The 17430-nt window shown below is 66.5% G+C and carries 17 protein-coding genes; 15 read left to right on the top strand and 2 right to left on the bottom strand.

The features are described from left to right. Positions 1 to 57 precede the first annotated feature (57 nt). The 4 genes from GPZ80_RS29160 (at position 58) to GPZ80_RS29145 (ending at position 4478) form a co-directional block, all read left to right on the top strand. Positions 58 to 429 carry an ArsR/SmtB family transcription factor gene (locus tag GPZ80_RS29160; protein ID WP_312880640.1) on the top strand — a complete coding sequence of 124 codons (372 nt, stop codon included), beginning with the start codon at positions 58 to 60 and terminating at the stop codon, positions 427 to 429. Positions 430 to 483: 54 nt separating this feature from the next. Then, positions 484 to 1095, top strand: coding sequence for a TetR/AcrR family transcriptional regulator (locus GPZ80_RS29155; RefSeq protein ID WP_187224320.1), 612 nt, complete (start codon positions 484 to 486; stop codon positions 1093 to 1095). Then, entirely contained in the window at positions 1092 to 2759 is a 1668-nt protein-coding gene (locus GPZ80_RS29150) for an FAD-binding dehydrogenase (protein WP_187224319.1), read from the top strand. The genes GPZ80_RS29155 and GPZ80_RS29150 overlap by 4 nt, the downstream gene beginning before the upstream one ends. A 114-nt stretch (positions 2760 to 2873) precedes the next feature. After that, on the top strand, positions 2874 to 4478 hold the full coding sequence (locus GPZ80_RS29145) for an alpha/beta fold hydrolase (protein WP_187224318.1): 1605 nt from the start codon (positions 2874 to 2876) through the stop codon (positions 4476 to 4478). Here the strand turns inward: GPZ80_RS29145 and GPZ80_RS29140 are convergent. Next, positions 4471 to 5490: a LysR family transcriptional regulator gene (locus GPZ80_RS29140; protein ID WP_187224317.1), complete on the bottom strand. Its 1020-nt coding sequence runs from the start codon at positions 5488 to 5490 to the stop codon at positions 4471 to 4473. The two genes, GPZ80_RS29145 and GPZ80_RS29140, sit on opposite strands and share 8 nt — an antisense overlap. Positions 5491 to 5528: 38 nt before the next feature. Here GPZ80_RS29140 and GPZ80_RS29135 point away from each other — a divergent pair, with 38 nt between their 5' ends. From GPZ80_RS29135 to GPZ80_RS29085, 11 genes are all read left to right on the top strand, one after another. Next, positions 5529 to 5801, top strand: a complete 273-nt coding sequence (locus GPZ80_RS29135) for a LysR family transcriptional regulator (protein ID WP_187224316.1) — start codon at positions 5529 to 5531, stop codon at positions 5799 to 5801. 92 nt (positions 5802 to 5893) lie between these two features. Next, entirely contained in the window at positions 5894 to 7066 is a 1173-nt protein-coding gene (locus GPZ80_RS29130; RefSeq protein ID WP_187224315.1) for a hypothetical protein, read from the top strand. Further along, positions 7063 to 8886, top strand: coding sequence for a DNA helicase RecQ (recQ, locus tag GPZ80_RS29125; RefSeq protein WP_187224314.1), 1824 nt, complete (start codon positions 7063 to 7065; stop codon positions 8884 to 8886). Before GPZ80_RS29130 ends, recQ begins: the two co-directional genes overlap by 4 nt. After that, positions 8883 to 9413, top strand: coding sequence for a DUF998 domain-containing protein (locus tag GPZ80_RS29120; protein ID WP_187224313.1), 531 nt, complete (start codon positions 8883 to 8885; stop codon positions 9411 to 9413). The genes recQ and GPZ80_RS29120 overlap by 4 nt, the downstream gene beginning before the upstream one ends. A gap of 40 nt (positions 9414 to 9453) precedes the next feature. Then, positions 9454 to 10284 carry a helix-turn-helix domain-containing protein gene (locus GPZ80_RS29115; RefSeq protein ID WP_187224312.1) on the top strand — a complete coding sequence of 277 codons (831 nt, stop codon included), beginning with the start codon at positions 9454 to 9456 and terminating at the stop codon, positions 10282 to 10284. Positions 10285 to 10290: 6 nt separating this feature from the next. Further along, positions 10291 to 10482, top strand: a complete 192-nt coding sequence (locus tag GPZ80_RS29110) for a DUF397 domain-containing protein (RefSeq protein WP_187224311.1) — start codon at positions 10291 to 10293, stop codon at positions 10480 to 10482. A 328-nt stretch (positions 10483 to 10810) separates the two neighbouring features. Continuing rightward, positions 10811 to 11338, top strand: coding sequence for a hypothetical protein (locus tag GPZ80_RS29105; protein WP_187224310.1), 528 nt, complete (start codon positions 10811 to 10813; stop codon positions 11336 to 11338). Between the two features lie 175 nt (positions 11339 to 11513). Further along, positions 11514 to 13709 (top strand): xanthine dehydrogenase family protein molybdopterin-binding subunit, encoded by a 2196-nt coding sequence (locus tag GPZ80_RS29100; protein WP_187224309.1) that lies wholly within the window; start codon positions 11514 to 11516, stop codon positions 13707 to 13709. A 10-nt stretch (positions 13710 to 13719) separates the two neighbouring features. Then, positions 13720 to 14181, top strand: coding sequence for a (2Fe-2S)-binding protein (locus tag GPZ80_RS29095; RefSeq protein ID WP_187224308.1), 462 nt, complete (start codon positions 13720 to 13722; stop codon positions 14179 to 14181). Positions 14182 to 14218: 37 nt separating this feature from the next. Continuing rightward, positions 14219 to 15049 carry a metallophosphoesterase family protein gene (locus GPZ80_RS29090; protein WP_312880639.1) on the top strand — a complete coding sequence of 277 codons (831 nt, stop codon included), beginning with the start codon at positions 14219 to 14221 and terminating at the stop codon, positions 15047 to 15049. Positions 15050 to 15286: 237 nt separating this feature from the next. Continuing rightward, positions 15287 to 15691: a hypothetical protein gene (locus GPZ80_RS29085; RefSeq protein ID WP_187224307.1), complete on the top strand. Its 405-nt coding sequence runs from the start codon at positions 15287 to 15289 to the stop codon at positions 15689 to 15691. 215 nt (positions 15692 to 15906) lie between these two features. Here the strand turns inward: GPZ80_RS29085 and GPZ80_RS29080 are convergent, their stop codons facing one another. Then, the gene (locus GPZ80_RS29080; RefSeq protein WP_187224306.1) at positions 15907 to 17391 is read right to left on the bottom strand and encodes a hypothetical protein; all 1485 of its coding nucleotides are present in this window, start codon (positions 17389 to 17391) and stop codon (positions 15907 to 15909) included. Positions 17392 to 17430 lie beyond the last annotated feature (39 nt).

Here is a 17430-nt window from a genome sequence, read left to right as displayed (position 1 = left end):
CGATGCAGTCCACCAGCAGGATCGACCGATGTCAATCGACTGGGTAGTGTCGACGCTGTGACATCCGCCCCGAGAGTGCGCCGCCTCAAATCGCCGAGCGACCCCGAGTGCGCCTCCGACCCGTTGTGCTGCGCCGCGATCGGCGACGCGATCCTCGGCCAGACCGACGCCGAGCGGCTGTCCAACGTGCTCAAGGCGCTGGCCGACCCGGGACGGCTGCGGCTGCTCTCGCTGATCCGCGCCGCTCCCGCGGGCGAGGTGTGCGTGGGCGATCTGGTCGACGCGCTGGACCTGAGCCAGCCGACCGTGTCCCACCACCTGCGGATCCTCACCGACGCCGGGCTCCTCGACCGCGAGCGGCGCGGCAACTGGGTCTGGTACGCCGCCAACGACGCCCGCCTGACCGAGGTCCGCGACCTGCTCCACTAGATACAACTTCGCATCGGATACAGAAATGTATCCATTCCGGGGTACGCTGCCGCCGTGCCTGAGGCCAAGCGCGTCACCAAACGCCGGGGTGAGACCCGTCAGCGGCTGCTCGACGCCGCCCTGGAGGTCTTCGCCGAGCAGGGTTTCGGCGCGTCCACCGTGGAGCAGGTGTGCGACCGCGCCGGCTACACCCGTGGCGCGTTCTACTCGAACTTCGTCTCCCTCGACGAGCTGTTCCTCGCCATGTGGGAGCAGCGTTCCGAGCGGATGCTGACGGACCTGCGCGACGAGCTGACCGACGCGCCCGAGACCTCCTCCCTGGACGCGGCGATCGGCCGCGTGCTGGCCGTGATCCCCGTGGACGACACCTGGTTCCGGGTCACCGCCGAGTTCACCGCGCACGCCCTGCGCAAACCGGCGCTGCGCCGGGTGGTGGCGGCCCGAGAGGAGGCGATCCTCGCGACGATCATGCCGATCCTGGAGTCCGCGCTGAGCGCCGCCGGACTGCGGATCACCGACCGGCGGGCGCTCGGGATGGCGCTCGTGGCGGTGCACGACGGGACCGCCGTGCAGTGCCTGATGGAACCCGACGACAAGGCCGTGTGGGCCGCGCGTCAGCAGTTGTTCGTCAACGTCGTACGTGCGTACAGCGAAGGGGCAAGATGACTGACGCGGATGTCTCGGACGTCATTGTCGTCGGAGCCGGGCTCGCGGGCCTGGTCGCGACCTACGAGCTGGTCCAGGCGGGTCGGCGGGTGGTCGTGGTCGACCAGGAGAGCGCCGCGAACCTCGGCGGCCAGGCGTTCTGGTCGCTGGGCGGACTGTTCCTCGTGGACAGTCCGGAGCAGCGCAGGCTGCGGATCAAGGACTCCTACGAGCTGGCCTTGCAGGACTGGCTTGGCAGCGCGGGCTTCGACCGCGAGCGCGAGGACCACTGGCCGCGCCAGTGGGCCGAGGCCTACGTCGGTTTCGCCGCCGGGGAGAAGCGGTCCTACCTGCGGAACCTCGGCCTGCGGGTGATGGCGACGGTCGGCTGGGCCGAACGAGGTTCGGGTGTCGCGTGGGGCCACGGCAACTCGGTTCCCCGCTTCCACCTCACGTGGGGCACCGGGCCGGAGGTGGTGCGGGTGTTCGCCGAGCCGGTGCTCGCCGCGGCCGAACGGGGTCTGGTCACCTTCAAACACCGCCACCAGGTCGACGACCTGATCATCGAGGGCGGCGCGGCCGTCGGCGTGCGCGGCACCGTCCTGGAACCCTGCGACCTCACCCGCGGGTGCAGTTCTTCGCGCACGCGCGTGGGTGATTTCGAGCTGCGCGCGCAGGCGGTCGTGGTGACATCGGGCGGCATCGGCGGCAATCCCGAGCTGGTGCGCGAGAACTGGCCGGTCGAGCGGTTCGGCCGGGCGCCGGAGAAGATGATCACCGGGGTGCCCGCCCACGTCGACGGGCGAATGCTGGAGATCACCGAGGCGGCGGGCGGCAACATCGTCAACCGCGACCGGATGTGGCACTACACCGAGGGAATCCGGAACTGGGACCCGATCTGGCCCGCGCACGGCATCCGGATCCTGCCCGGCCCGTCGTCGCTGTGGCTCGACGCGACCGGCAAGCGGCTGCCGGTGCCGCTGTTCCCCGGCTTCGACAGCCTCGGCACCCTCAAGCACATCGTCGGCACCGGGTACGACCACACGTGGTTCATCCTCACGCAGTCGATCATCGAGAAGGAGTTCGCGCTCTCGGGTTCCGAACAGAATCCGGACATCACCGGCAAGGACGTGCGGCTGCTGCTGAACCGGATCAAGAAGGGCGCGCCCGGTCCTGTCGAGGCGTTCAAGAACAAGGGCGCGGACTTCGTCGTCCGTGACAACCTGCGCGACCTGGTCGACGGGATGAACGCCCTCGGCGCGGGTCCCGCGCTGAAATTCGAACAGGTCGAACGCGAAGTCACCGCGCGCGACCGCGAACTGGACAACACGTTCTCCAAGGACATGCAGATCATGGCGATCCGCAACGGCCGCACCTACCTGTCGGACAAGGTCATGCGGATCGCGAAGCCGCACAAGCTGCAGGACCCGGCGCACGGCCCGATGATCGCGGTCCGACTGAACCTGTTGACCCGCAAGACCTTGGGCGGCCTGGAGACCAATTTGGACTCCCAGGTCATCCGGCCGGACGACACGGTGTTCGACGGCCTCTACGCGGCGGGCGAGGTCGCCGGATTCGGTGGCGGCGGCGTCCACGGGTACAACGCTCTCGAAGGGACATTCCTCGGCGGCTGCATCTTCTCCGGCCGCGCCGCGGGCCGGGCGCTGGCCCGCGATCTGGGCTGAAACAAGGGAGTTATACCCGAACGGGATATCCACTGAACGGTGTCGCCGCTGTGCCGAATGGCGCAGCGGCCATACCGTTCGCCGTGGATTTCTCGTGAAAGGAACAACTCCAGCATGATGCGTTCGACGGCCATCGCCCTAACCGTCCTGATAGGACTCACGGGGTGCACGACACCGGAGTCGACGCCCGCGCCGAGTCCGGCCCAGCAACCCGACGGCCTCGACGACCTGGCACGTCAGCAGCTCAAGTGGGCCGAGTGTGAGAACGCCGACCTCAAGGACGGCGGCGCCGAGTGCGCGTCTGTCGAGGTTCCGATGGACTACCGCGAACCCGCGCGCAAGAAGATCACCATCGCGATCGCCCGCAAGCAGGCGAGCGACAAGGCCCGCAGGCGCGGCGTGCTGCTGACCAACCCTGGTGGGCCGGGGGCGGAGGGCAGGAGCCTGGCCCTCGGGCTCGAAGGCCGACCCTCGGCCGCCGTGTACGACACGATCGGCATGGACCCGCGGGGTGTCGGGAAGTCCACGCAGCTGTTCTGCGACCCGCGGCCCGAGTCGGCTACGCTGCCCAGCAGGCCGACCGAGGACGACCTCCCGAAGTACACCGAGCACGCCAAGGGCGACGAGGCCGCCTGCGCCAGCGGCGGCGGTGACCTGCGCAAGCACATCACCAGCATGAACACCGCCCGCGACATGGACCTGATCCGCCGGGTGCTGGGCGAGGAGAAGATCAGCTTCCTCGGGTTCTCCTACGGCACGTTCCTCGGTCCGCTCTACGGCGAGATGTTCGCCGAACACCTCGACCGCATCGTCCTGGACTCCACTCAGGACCCGAACCAGTCCTGGCGCGACCAGGAGAAGGACGACGTGGCGGCCCACCACGCGAACGTGCGGGCGTGGAAGCAGTGGGTGGCCGACCGGGACAAGTCCTTCCACCTCGGCGCCTCCCCGGCCGACGTGCAGGGCGTGCTGGACCGGTTCGCCGCCACGCTCAGGGACAAGCGGCTCGGCGACCTCGACGACGTGACCTCGTTCGACAGCGCGGTCGGCACGGGTGCGCGGTACCGCTCGCTGTGGGCGGCGTTCGCCTGGGCGCTGGGCGACCTGATGCCCGCGCTCGACGGCGGCGACGTCGAGGCCGACCCGGCGGGTCAACTCGCCAAGCTGGCACATCCCGACGAGGGCGACTCGCTGCGCCAGGACGAGAAGCCCAATGGCACCTACCAGGCCATCCTGTGCGACTGGTCGTGGCCGACCAACCAGGAGGACTACTACGCCGACATGCGCAAGGTCGCCGCGGAGACGCCCTATGGCGAGGCGGTCAACAGTGTGGCCCCGAACAACTGCTCCTTCACCTCCGGTCGTGACCCGATGGTCGAGATCAAGAATCGCCGCTACCAGCCGGGGGTGGTCGTACAGGCCGACGGCGACACGCAGACCGCCTACCGCGGCGGGACCGCCGCGGCCGACAAGCTCGACATGCCGCTGATCACCGTCCAGAACAGCGGTGTCCACGGCCACTACGGCGCGCGCAAGAACGCCTGCGTCGACGACGCCGTCAACGCCTACCTGATCGACGGCAAGCTCCCCGAGCGCCGCACCACCTGCGCCGCCGTCGCCGACAAGCTCGCCGGCATCGCGCCCGACTCCGCCGGTGGCGAGCCCGCCAAGAAGGGCGACTCGCCCTCGCTGGAGGAACTGGTCAAGAACGTCAAGTGACCGGCTGGGCCGCCACCATCCGCGCCGCCCCCATGGCGCAGATGGTGGCCCTGGCGCCTTCCGGGGCGTGCGCCGACAGCGCACCGACGTTCGCCTCCCACCAGCTGCGGTAGTGCGGCCGCAGGCTGACTTCCCGGTGGTAGTTCTCGACCAGCCGCAGCCGCAGCTCCGGGACCAGCTCGTCCACAGTGGATTCCTCGCGCCAGGCGATCGTGATGGACCGGTAGTGCGGACTGCCCACGATGGGCCGGATCACCACACCGTCGGGCGGCAGGCACAGCGGATGCATGACCGCCACCGCCCCGGGCGCGCGCAGCAGCGGGATGGCCATGTCGCAGTCCCCCACGTAATGCCTGATCCGCGGGGTGAATCCGGCGCCCGCGCACGCCCGGTGGAAGCCCGCCAGCCTGCCGGTGTCGTCCTCGGCCGCGGAGATGACCCAGGACGCGTCGGCCAGCGCGGCCAGCGGGACCTCCGTCAGCCCGGCGAGCGCGTGGTCCGCGGGCAGACCGACGAACGCGGGCTCGACCGCGACGACGTCACTGAGGTGTACGGCGGCCGGGGCGGGCGCGCCGTGCGGGAACCGGTAGAGCAGCGCGATGTCGAGCTCTCCCGCGTCCAGCAGGTCGAAACCCGACCGCAGCGAGTCGAGCTGCCAGGTCGCGGTTTCGCACGCGGGCAGCAGATCGGTGACCGCGGCGAACAGCGTCGCCGAGTCCAGGTCACGCATCGCGCCGATCCCCAACGCGCGCTGCCGCTTCGCGCGCGTGCGCGTGGCGGCGATGAGCCGATCGAATTCATCGACCACCTCGCCGCCTTCGGTGATGAGAAAGCGGCCGAGTTCAGTGGGTTCGACACCTGTGCGGCTGCGCACGAACACCGGACCGCCGACTGTCTCCTCAATGCGCTGCAGTTGACCGAGCAATGCGGGCTGCGAGACGAGCAGCGCCGCGGCCGCGCGTCGAATGCTGCCCGCGCGCGCGATCGCGACGACCACTCGAAGATGTCTCAATTCCAGACGCATACCGGCCACTGGCGTACTTTATGGCAATGCGCTTGGAGATGAGACATCTGGTCATCGTGCTCACCACCGCTGACCTGGGCACTCTTCGGCAGGCGGCACCCGCGCTGGGCATGTCCCAGATCGCCCTGAAAGCGCAGTTGCGCAGAATCGAACAGGCATTGGGCGGAAACCTGTTCCGACATGACAACAACGCGATGGAATTGACCGATCTCGGTCGGACTTTCGTGTGCGGGGCACGCAATGTGATCACCCGATTCGACGCGCTGCGAGCGCGGGTGGCCGACTCCGCGAAACACTGAAGCTATCGCCGGACGGGATATACGCGAATCGACTTCGGATGTGAACAATATCCGAAAGATCATTTTCAGGTGGAAGGAACACCCGCACTCTCATGAACGATGATCGCGAACGGCGCGCGGCCGAACTCTGGTTTCGCGGCCGGGGGCTCCCCTCGATCGTCGGCCACCGAGCCGACCGGCTGGTCGTCCGGATCATCCCCGCGGTCGCGTTCCTGCTCGCCTGGGACCTGCTGAACATCCCCCTGGAAATCCTTGACGGCGAGTCCGAGGAGGAGTTCGAACGCCAGATGGAGTCCCAGGTGCTTCTCGCCGGGTACCACGCCCTCTGGTTCGCGACCGTCATCGTTCCCATAGTCGCCGCCTGGATGGCCGCGCGCTGGACGCGCGGGCGGGTCGTCGCGGGAAACGGCACCGGCGCCGCCACCGTCGTCATCAGCGTGTTCCTGCTCGGCCCGACACTGGTCGAGCTGGCCCTCTTCGGCGAAGAGGCCATCTTCGGCCTGCTGTTCAGCTTGGTCGTCACCGGGGTCCTGGTCAGCCTGACCGTGCTTGGGGTGGGTTCGGTCTTCGCGGCCGCGCTCCGTTCGGCGGGCAGGCAACTGAAATCGGTTGGCAGCCTCACGACCCGAGCGATGCCGCTGCTGCTGTTGTTCGCCGTTTTCGGACTGCTCACCAACGAGGTCTGGCAGATGTCGGCGGCCTTCGGCACCGCCCGGATGTGGCTGGTGGTGAGTCTGTTCCTGCTGGTGGGCATCCTGTTCCTGGTCTCGACCGGACGGCAGGAACTGCGCAAGCACCTGCGGGCCGTACCCCAGCGGGTGCCGCTGCGGCGGGCCGAACGCGCCGACATGGTGATGGTCCTCGTGCTGACACAGTTGGTACAGGCGCTGCTCGTCGCATTGGTGATGTACGTGTTCTTCGTGCTCTTCGGGCTCGCGGCGCTCAAGGATGAGCTGATGAAGACGTGGAGCGGTCGCGACCTCACCACCGGGAACGTGTTCGGCGTGCAGGTCTCGGCCCCGCACGAGTTGCTCCAGGTGTCGCTGTTCATCGCGGCGTTCTCCGCGCTGTACTTCATCACCTCCACAGTCACAGACTCTCTCTACCGGCCGACGTTCTTCGACCCGTTCACCTTGGAGATGGCCGTCAGCCTCGCCGAGCGTGACGAGTACCTGGCCAAGTGGTCCACGGCCGGGCGCAGTTGTCCACAGGGTCGCGCCGATCGCACCGAGGATCCCGGAGACCTCGTACGATCGCCTGTGTGACTTCCGCCGACACCCTGACGCCCGAACTCGACGTCCTGCGCCGGATCTTCGGCTACGACGCCTTCCGCGGCGACCAGGAAGCGATCATCAGCCACGTCGTCAGTGGTGGCGACGCGCTGGTCCTGATGCCGACCGGCGGCGGCAAGTCGCTCTGCTATCAGATTCCCGCGCTGGTCCGCGAGGGTGTGGGCGTGGTGATCTCGCCGCTGATCGCCCTGATGCAGGATCAGGTCGACGCGCTGCGAAACCTTGGTGTGCGCGCGGGATTCCTCAACTCGACGCAGGACGGCCAGCAGCGGCGCGAGGTCGAGGACGCCTTCGTCAACGGCGAGCTCGACCTGCTCTACCTCGCGCCCGAGCGGCTGCGGCTGGAGTCCACGACGCGGCTGCTCGACCGGGGCAGGGTGTCGCTGTTCGCGATCGACGAGGCGCACTGTGTGTCCCAGTGGGGCCACGACTTCCGCCCGGACTACCTGGCGCTGTCGGACCTGCACGAGCGCTGGCCGGACATCCCGCGCATCGCGCTGACCGCGACGGCGACGAAGGCGACCCACGCGGAGATCGCGCAGCGGCTGAACCTGGGTGATGCCAAGCATTTCGTGGCCAGCTTCGACCGGCCCAACATCCAGTACCGGATCGTCCCGAAGAACAGCGCGCAGAAGCAGCTGCTCGACCTGCTGCGCACAGAGCACCCAGGCGACGCGGGCATCGTCTATTGCCTCTCCCGCGCGTCGGTGGAGAAGACCGCGGAATTCCTTGTGCAGAACGGGATTCCCGCGGTTCCGTACCATGCCGGTCTCGACTCGCGGGTGCGTGCGCGCAACCAGAGCCGATTCCTGCGGGAGGACGGCCTGATCGTGGTCGCGACCATCGCGTTCGGCATGGGCATCGACAAGCCGGACGTCCGGTTCGTCGCGCACCTGGACCTGCCGAAGTCGGTCGAGGGCTACTACCAGGAGACCGGCCGCGCGGGCCGCGACGGCCTGCCGTCGACGGCGTGGCTGGCGTACGGCCTGGCCGACGTCGTGCAGCAGCGCAAGATGATCGAGACCTCCGAGGGCGACCTGGCGCACCGCCGCAGGCTCAGCGCCCACCTCGACGCGATGCTCGCGCTGTGCGAGACCGTCGAGTGCAGGCGGGTGCAGCTGCTCAACTACTTCAGCCAGGAGGGCAAGGCCTGCGGCAACTGCGACACGTGCCTGACTCCCCCGGAGTCCTGGGACGGCACGGTCCCCGCTCAGAAGCTGCTTTCGACGGTCTTCCGGCTCGACCGCGAGCGCAACCAGAAGTTCGGCGCGGGCCAGGTGATCGACATCCTGCTGGGCAAGCAGACGGAGAAGATCACCCAGTTCCGACACGACCAGCTCAAGGTGTTCGGCATCGGCACGGAACTGAACGACAGCGAGTGGCGCGGTGTCGTCCGCCAACTCCTGGCCCAAGGCCTGCTGGCGGTCGAAGGCGACTACGGAACCCTGGCGCTGACCGAGGCCAGCGCCGACGTCCTCGGCCGCACCCGCCAGGTGATGCTGCGCCGCGAGCCGGAGCGCACCCGCCAACCGCGGACCCGCAAGCCGGCGGCAGCCGCTGTGGACATGCCCGCCGAGGCCGCCCCGATCTTCGAACGCCTCCGCGCGTGGCGAGGGGCCACCGCGAAGGAACAGGGCGTCCCGGCGTACGTGATCTTCCACGACGCCACCCTGCGCCAGATCGCCGCCCAGACGCCGTCCACCCTTGAACAACTGGGCACCATCAGCGGCGTCGGTGAGAACAAGCTCGCCAAGTACGGCCAGGGCATCCTCGACACCCTGGCTGAAGCGTGACCGCCCCCTGGGCCCGCGTGTCGTCGGCGCTGGCCCCGGTGGCGCTGATCGGCGGCTGGACCATCGCCGCGGCCAGGACGGCGGACTTCGACTCGGTCCGCGACACAATCAGCGCTCTGGCGGCGATCAACGCCAACGAACGCTGGATCATGACCACCGGCCTGGCCATCACCGGCATCTGCCACGTGGTGACGGCGACCGGCCTGAGGTCGACTCCCGTCAGCGCCCGCGTGGTCCTCGCGGCCGGTGGGGTCGCCACGGCGGCGGTCGCCGTGTTCCCGCAGCCGTTGGAGACCCATGCACCCGTCGCGGCGGCGGCCTTCGGTCTGCTGTCGGTGTGGCCATTACTCGCGGGCACTCGGCGATCGCGGATAGCGGGCTTGGTCTTGTTGGCCTTGCTCGCGGTGTTCGGGGTGTCGCTGCGGTCGGAGCGGTGGGTGGGGTTGTCGGAGCGGGTGCTGGCGGCGGCACAGTCGTTCTGGCCTGCGGTGGTGGCGTTTCATACCCAGAGAACGCTCAACCATTAGTGGCATTCGCGGGCCGGGAAACTTCTGATCTCATGAGCGGATGAGCGAACGACTCCCGGCCCGAATGCGAGCCCTCGCAACGGAACTGACCAAGCTACGTGAAGCGGCTGGCCTGACCACCCGCCAAGCCGCCACCCGACTCGATCAGTCGATCGCGACGCTGAACCGCACGGAGAACGCCAGGCGGACCGCGACGGTGGCGGAGGTATCCGCCATGCTCGCGATCTATGGGGTTGTCGGGGCTGAACGCAAGCGGATCATGGCACTGGTCGACGAGCTGAACACCCCACGCTGGCTCGGCATTGACACCGACCCCCAGCGCCCCACCTTGCCGATCTTCGAGTCCGAAGCGGTCTCCATCGTCAACTTCGCGCCGTGCACCGTGCCTGGCCTGTTGCAGACGCCCGCATATGCCCGGGCAATCACCTCTCTGGGCCAGACAACGGAACTCCACGAAGCCATGATCGCCGCGCGTTTGGACCGGCAGAAGGTCCTCGCCCGGCTCGTCGCACCGCAGTATGTCGCGATCTTGGATGAGGCGGCCCTGCGCCGAGCGCAGGGTGGATCCGCGGTGATGGTCGAGCAGATCAACTGGCTCATCGACATGGCGAAACGGCCGAACATCGCACTCCATGTGATCCCATTCCGCCATGGCGGCTACCACAACCCCGGCTACTTCTCCCTGCTGGAATTTCCCAAGGCACCGCCGATCGTCTACGTGGAGCACAGCCTGGTATCGGGCTTCCTCGATGCGCCAGAGGACACGCAAGCGTTTCGCGCCCACACCGCTTCCCTGATCCAGGCATCGCTCGGCTGCGCCGATTCGGTGAACTTCCTGACCAAGATGGCGGCCGATCATGAACGGGGTTGAAACACCGTGCACACAGAGTGGCGGAAGTCGAGCTTCAGCAATCACCAACAGGACTGTGTCGAGGTCGCTTACGCGGCCGTGATCCGCGTGCGGGACTCCAAGAACCCCGGGGCGGGCACCCTGACCCTTCCCGCCTCCTCCTGGTCCCCGAAGCGGCTGGCCACCATCACGACCGATACGGCGGAATCGGCACCTTGACCGTCCGTCCAGGCCAGTCCTCGTCGGCCGCCTGGTCGATCAGCACGTGCCATCCATTGTGGTACCGGCACTTCTCGAAAACTCCACCCACATTCCTGAACCCGTGCGCCATCCGCTCAGCCGCCATCCTCACCAGCAACGGCGTGTTCCCACACCCCGCGCAGACCGGCGCTGTCTGATAGGTCTGGCTCGCCGGCAACTCGCCGCGTCTTCTCATCCTCCCGATTTTCCCGACGCCAAGATCGCCCGGCCAGGACGATCACTCGAATGATGGAACTTCAGTCCGGCCGCCTTCCCGCCGACTTATGATCATCGGAGGAGGGATGCCATGGCCATGCCCACTGACTTCTGGCCCGCGTGGATCTCGTTCGGCGCCGCGCTCATCCAGACCACCGCCGCGATCATCCAAGTCAAGCAGGGCAGTCGAGGCTCGACCGCGATCGGACCCGGCGTCAGCCCGGGGGTGCGGTTCGGCCTCGCCGCCCTCGTGTTCGAACTCGGCGGATGGCTGGTCGTCCGCAACGTCGACAACGGTCCCCCATGGATGGGTCTCGCGGCGTTCGCCCCGGCCGTCGCGCTCGGGCTCGCCGCCTTCCTCAAGTGCGTGCGCGACCTCCTCACCACAACCCCCGAACCTGAACGACCCCGACCCCTCAACGCACCACTGAACCCGAACTACCTGCCCATGGCGCAGCGAGTGATGGACGACCGGCAACGTGAGTATGAGCAGAAGGTCCGCGAGTCCCGACTGACCGGCGCCCAAGCCGTCTCGCTCGTGCTCGGCGCCGCCGCGGGCCTCGCGGTCGCCTACACGTCACTCTTCCTCGCCGATGTCCTGCCATGGCTGGTTCGGTGATCTTGCCACTGCGGATGGGTGCCTTTCGTCCCGCCAATCCGACCGTTCATCACTTAGGCAACATTCCGGGCCCATGATCAGTTGAGTATGCACAGACTTTCTGCCTAAGGTGCCTTGAGTCACACCCCCGTTCGGCCTAGACCAGTCCCCCGACTGGCCCAGACGGAAGGTTCCGATGGGCACACCAACCAGGCGCCAAATTCTGGCGTTCCTCGTCGCCGCTCCGACCCTGACCATCGCGGTCAATCTCACCGGCGACGAACCCACAGCCGAGGCGGCCATCCCGACGCCGCCCGCGCCCGCCGACCTGATCGACCTCGGCGAGCTCCTCATCCTCGCGGCGGCCCCCACCTCGAACATGCTGATCCTGACCGTCGAGTCCGACGGCATGGTGACGCTGCAGCTGCCGCGGGAGGAAGTCGGGCAGGGCATCACCACGGCCACCGCGATGCTGGTCGCCGAGGAGATGGACATCCCGCTCTCGCAGGTGCGGGTCCGTCTGGACGACGCGCGGCCCGAGCTGCTTTTCAACCAGCTCACCGGCGGCTCCAACACCATCCGCGCGGTCTACGAACCGGTCCGCCGGGCCGCCGCCGCCGCGCGGACCCGGCTGGTCGCCGCCGCGGCCGCCCGGTGGGACACGGAGGCGTCGAGCCTGCGGACGCAGGAGGGCGAGGTCGTCTCGCTCGACGGGCTACACATCAGTTTCGGCGAACTGGCCGTCGAAGCGGCGAATACGGCGCTGTCCGTCGGGTCTCCCGCGCTCAAGCCGGAGTCGGAGTTCACGCTCATCGGCAAGGCGACCTCGCGCATCGACGCCCGCGCGATGGTCACCGGCACCCAGCAGTACACGCTCGACCTCGACGTCCCTGGTGCGCTGCCGACCATGGTGCGCAGGCCGCCGTCGATCAACGGCACTGTCCGCTCCGTCGACAACGCCGCCGCGGTGCGCGCGATGCCCGGGGTGGTCGACCTCGCGGTGATCCAGACCGGTGTCGCCGTGGCCGCCGAAACGTTCGGGCAGGCGCTGGACGCGACCCGGGCGCTCAAGGTCACCTGGAACGCGGGCACCGTCGACAGCGAGTCCGACGCGACGATCAAGAAGAAGCTGCGGGCCGCCGCGCTGCCGTTCGTGGTGCCGCCGCTGCTGACCCAGCACGTCGATGCCGAGTTCGACTTCGCCTTCGCCAGCCACGCCCCGCTGGAGACGAACTCCGCGATCGCCGACGTGCGGGCCGACCGCGCCGAGATCTGGGCCGGTCTCAAATCCCCGATCGTCGCCCAACAGACCATCGCCCAAGAGCTGGGGCTGTCGGAGGACGCGGTCAAGGTCCACGTGATCCAGGGCGGCGGCTCGTTCGGTCGCAGGCTGTTCTTCGACTCCGCATTGGAGGCCGCGCGCATCTCCAAGGCGATGAAGCGGCCGGTCAAGCTGATGTGGAGCCGCATCGATGACATGCGACACGGTCGCGCCCGCGCCGCGAGCCATCACAAGATCCGCGCGACGTACGCGCTGGGCAACGTGCTCACCTTCGAGCACCGCGTCGCCAGTGTGGAGACCGACTTCCGGCACGGCCTCGGCGAGATCCTCACCGCGATGGCGGCGAACCTTCCCGTGGGCGGCAACCTCAGCTTCGCGCAGACGGTCTTCCTCACGACCATCAAGTCGCCCTACAACTTCGGTGTCACCACGCAGCTGCTCAACGAGGTGCCGCTGAAGATGCACACCGGCAGCTGGCGGTCGGTCTACTCGGCCAACACGCGCGGCGCCGAGGAGATCATGGTCGACGAGCTGGCCCGCAAACTCGGGAAGGACCCGGTCGCGTTCCGCCGTGAGTTCCTCAAGACCGACAAGCAGCGCGCCGTGCTGAACAAGGTCGCAACGGAAGGCAAGTGGGGCCAGAGCCTGCCCGCCGGGTTCGCCCAGGGCGTCGGTTTCCACGAGGAATACAAATCCTGCACGGCATGCATGGTCACGATCGACGCCCGGGACACGAAGAACCCGCGCGTGGTCAAGGCCGTGATCGCCGCCGACTACGGCAGGCCGATCAACCCTCGCGGTTTGGAAGCGCAGCTCCTCGGCGGGCTCACCGACGCGATCGCCACGACGCTGCGGGCGGGTCTGCACTTGGACCGCGGTCTGCCGTTGGAGGGCAGCTACTCGCAGTTCCACTACGCCCGGCAGAAAGACTCCCCCACCGACGTCAAGATCTTCATCATGCCGCCGAACGGCGAGCCGGGCGGCGCGGGTGAACTCGGCGTCCCCGCGGCGGTCGGCGCCATCGCGAACGCGTACGCGCGCGCGACCGGTATCGCGCCGCGCAGCTTCCCGATCAACTTCCCCGTCGACTTCGAACCGTTCCCGCGTTAAGGAGAACCCGTTGCCGAACTACACCTTCTCCGTGAACGGCAAGACGGTCACCGTCGACGCGCCCGCCGACCTGCCGCTGTTGTGGGCGCTGCGCGACAAGCTGGGCGTCAAAGGGCCGAAGTACGGCTGTGGCATCAACGTCTGCAAGGCGTGCACCAGCCACATCAACGGCAAGGCCGTGAACCCCTGTGTCGTGCCGGTCGCCGACGCGCAGGGCAAGGAGGTCACGACCATCGAGGGCCTCGCCGACGGCGACATCCTGCACCCGGTGCAGCAGGCGTGGCTGGAACAGGACGTCGCGCAGTGCGGGTACTGCCAGCCCGGGCAGATCATGGCGGCGGTCGCGCTGCTCAAGCGGACCAAGAAGCCGACCGACGCCGACATCGACGCCATCGAGAACGTGTGCCGCTGCGGGACGTACTTCCGGGTGCGCAAGGCGATCAAGCGGGCGGCAGAGCTGATGGGCGGGTGAGATCACCGGTGTCGGGCGCCCGTGCGAGTATCGAGGCGTGGGCTCACTCCTGGCTATCAGCGATCTGCACATCACCTACGCGGAGAACCGCGCGATCGTGGAAGGGCTGCGGCCCGAGTCCGCGGACGACTGGCTGATCGTCGCGGGCGACGTCGCCGACCAGGTGCCCGACATCGAGTGGGCGCTCGGCCTGTTGGCCGAGCGGTTCGCCAAGGTCATCTGGGCGCCCGGCAACCACGAACTGTGGACCGTCGGCGCCGACCCGGTCCAGGCGCGCGGCGTCGAGCGGTATGAGGCGCTGGTGGAGATGTGCCGCGGGCTCGGTGTGGTGACCCCGGAAGACCCGTACGAACGGTGGGACGGCGAGGGCGGACCGGTCCTCGTCGCACCGCTGTTCATCGGCTACGACTACACCTTCCGCGCGCCGGGTTGCTCCACCAAGGAGGAGTCGCTGGCCTACGCCCACGAGACCGGCGTGGTCTGCACCGACGAGGTCTACCTGCACCCCGACCCGTACCCCACCCGAGACGAATGGTGCCGCGCCCGCGTCGCGCTGACCGAGCCCCGGCTCGCCGCGTGCGACCTTCCCCTGGTCCTGGTGAACCACTATCCGCTGGTGCGCGAACCCACCCGGATCCTGCGTTACCCCGAGTTCGCCCAGTGGTGCGGGACGGAACTGACCGCCGACTGGCACACCCGCTTCCCCACCGCCGCGATGGTCTACGGGCACCTGCACATCCCGCGGATCACCCACCACGACGGCGTCCGGTTCCAGGAAGTGTCACTGGGTTACCCGAGAGAGTGGCGACGACACGGTCACCCACACGGGATCCTTCGGCGGATCCTGCCTGCGTCCATTCGCGTGTAGACGGTCGCGACCTGCTGATTCGCGACTCATCAGGCGAACGTTATGCCTTACTGAGATGGGTGACCGGGGCCACCATCACTCATCCTGATGAACAGAAGTCGACGATCGGACCAACCACGCCACAGGAGGCGCACCCGACCCGTCGACGGCGAAAGGTGGCTCGCCATGACGGCGGCGGAACTATCCGACTTGCACGCACTGGACGGTGGCGCACAACCGCACGCACCCACGTTCGAAGTGCCTGATTACCGGACCACCCTGGGCTGGCCGGTCGACGGCGACGCACTCGGCGCGTACCTCGACCTCGGCGAACACGTAGGCGGCCTGCGAATGCGCGCGGGCTTGGGCGCGGAAGTCCAATGGTGGCTGCGGCTGCGGATGCTCGCGGGCCCCGTGCTCGCGACCCCGGGCAAGCGCACCGAGTGGACCTTCCTCACCCAACCGATGACCGACGAACAGCGCCGCAGGCCGCTGCCCCCTGGCGTCGAGCCAGTGCACGCGCGAGTCCTGCTGCCCACCGACCTCACGGACCGCTCAGTCGCCTTCTGGGCGACCGCCCCGGACCCGGTACACCCGGCCCTGCCGCTGTTCAGCTCCGTCGTGGGCGCTGTTCGCAGCGTGCTGTACGGGCACCGGTTCTAACCACACAGACCATCCCAGGCTGGTGCACTGTCCCGCCACGGCCAGCCTGGGATCTCCAACTCGCGCATCCTCTCGGACGATCGGCGCAATTCGCCGTTGGGTATTGGCATGCCAATTACCTACCACGAGGCGACATTCCCCGATGATTTTCGTTCCAAGAGGCATGAGGAACCGTCGATATTTGTCGCGCGTCGTAAACTGCCACCAGCTTAGCGTCAGCCCAAAGCGGCCCGCACTACTTCTTCGTTAGGGTCTACATCTTCGAGCGAGTTCGCATACTGTCTGACAAAATCACTCTTGAGCTGATCCGACAATTTTGCAATCTGAGCAGATCTGCGAGCTTCACTTAGTTCAGTCGCATCTCGAACCTTGTCCATAATTTCCTTGAAAGACTCTTCGGACATGCGCTTAGAAAGCGTTACACCCAGCAAGCTCGGAAACACTGTGCCGAATGTCTCTCGGATCTCTTGCGTACTAGGCGCTAGGGCGAGGAAATTGAGGAGAAAATCAGGTCTCATCATATATCTCGCACCATTATTGCGTTTTACAAGCAAGCCGGTCTTTCTGGCTATAGCGGTCTCGCCCGTCAACCACCACGTCCTATATCCGAACTCCCCTCCTGACCCATCTTCGCGATTCTCCAAACGTTTTCCATAGACCGTAAGTGCCGTGAGTGCATCGTTTAGTGCGAGTTCATATTTGTTACCTTTTAACGAAAGTAGACGCCGCGTAAGGTCGGCCAAAGCGTCATCATTCACCACGGACCGCATCTTTGCGGCAGCCTCGTAACTCAGATTGTATCCCGTTTGTAGATACCTGCGCATATCGTCCATCGCGCGAGAGGTATGCAAATCAGTATAGTCGCAGAATTGCCCAACGAATGATTCCCAATTTCTTGGCTTTAGAGCGGCAGTAGTTACGTCCAGGCGCGCATAAAAGTACGCACGAAGCATGATTTTGGACACATTACGCGTCATATTTAGATCGACGTGAGCGTCGATCGCTTTGTAGTGATTCTTGTATTCTCGATCAGTTCCTCGGAGGTTATTGACCACCTCATCGAGAGCTGGTTCGGTTAAGATCAGTTCGGCTCCGCAACGCGACGCCATCTCTAGCGTGTTTGTCGTGGCCTGGTCTTCTTTGGCGAGACAGTGCTCACTGAGAGCGCGGACTAACACGTCGGCGCCAACATACAGCCTGAGATCGCCAGTCATGTCCTGAAAGAAGTCAATCAACCGCGGCTCAGTATTTAGGGTAAATAACAAGGCGTATGTACGCGAAAGTTTGGAGAGATAAACCCTCTCATGCTCTTGTGATGAATAGAGTACCCGCCTGACCGTGGCCATTACGGCAGTTGCGACACGCACTCGCTTCTTGCCCACAAGGCTAAAGTGATCGATAGCGTGTCGCACCGAATCGGCGATAGTAGGGTACTCGCCCCGCTGCTTGTCTTCAAGAAAGTGGGCAAACTCAAGCCCTTCCGTCTCAAACGCGAACTGCAAAGCACGTAGCATTACTTGAGCCGCTAGTTCAATCTCGGCATCGTTTCGGACAGGGAATTCTGGCAATTCCCTAATGCGATCTTCAAAACCTGCAAGAACAGTGAGCCGCAAGGTTTCATCGGCAAGATTTTCGTCGCCGATCCTCCTGCGAGTCTCGTAAGGTAGGCAGAAGTTATTCGATTGCCTATACCAACGCACTTCCCTGAGCCCTTTTCATCCTGGGCTGGATGCGTTGAC

The organism is Actinokineospora xionganensis (genome assembly GCF_014323725.1).
Classification (GTDB): domain Bacteria; phylum Actinomycetota; class Actinomycetes; order Mycobacteriales; family Pseudonocardiaceae; genus Actinokineospora; species Actinokineospora xionganensis.
Note: the sequence above shows the minus strand (reverse complement) of the source record. Positions and strands in the feature narration are given on the sequence as shown.

What these genes read in the sequence shown, in the direction of transcription:
- GPZ80_RS29145 (WP_187224318.1), top strand. Translation starts at nt 2,874, where the DNA reads ATGATGCGTTCGACGGCCATCGCCCTAACCGTCCTGATAGGACTCACG.
- GPZ80_RS29115 (WP_187224312.1), top strand. Translation starts at nt 9,454, where the DNA reads ATGAGCGAACGACTCCCGGCCCGAATGCGAGCCCTCGCAACGGAACTG.
- GPZ80_RS29100 (WP_187224309.1), top strand. Translation starts at nt 11,514, where the DNA reads ATGGGCACACCAACCAGGCGCCAAATTCTGGCGTTCCTCGTCGCCGCT.
- GPZ80_RS29130 (WP_187224315.1), top strand. Translation starts at nt 5,894, where the DNA reads ATGAACGATGATCGCGAACGGCGCGCGGCCGAACTCTGGTTTCGCGGC.
- GPZ80_RS29105 (WP_187224310.1), top strand. Translation starts at nt 10,811, where the DNA reads ATGGCCATGCCCACTGACTTCTGGCCCGCGTGGATCTCGTTCGGCGCC.
- GPZ80_RS29135 (WP_187224316.1), top strand. Translation starts at nt 5,529, where the DNA reads ATGCGCTTGGAGATGAGACATCTGGTCATCGTGCTCACCACCGCTGAC.
- GPZ80_RS29150 (WP_187224319.1), top strand. Translation starts at nt 1,092, where the DNA reads ATGACTGACGCGGATGTCTCGGACGTCATTGTCGTCGGAGCCGGGCTC.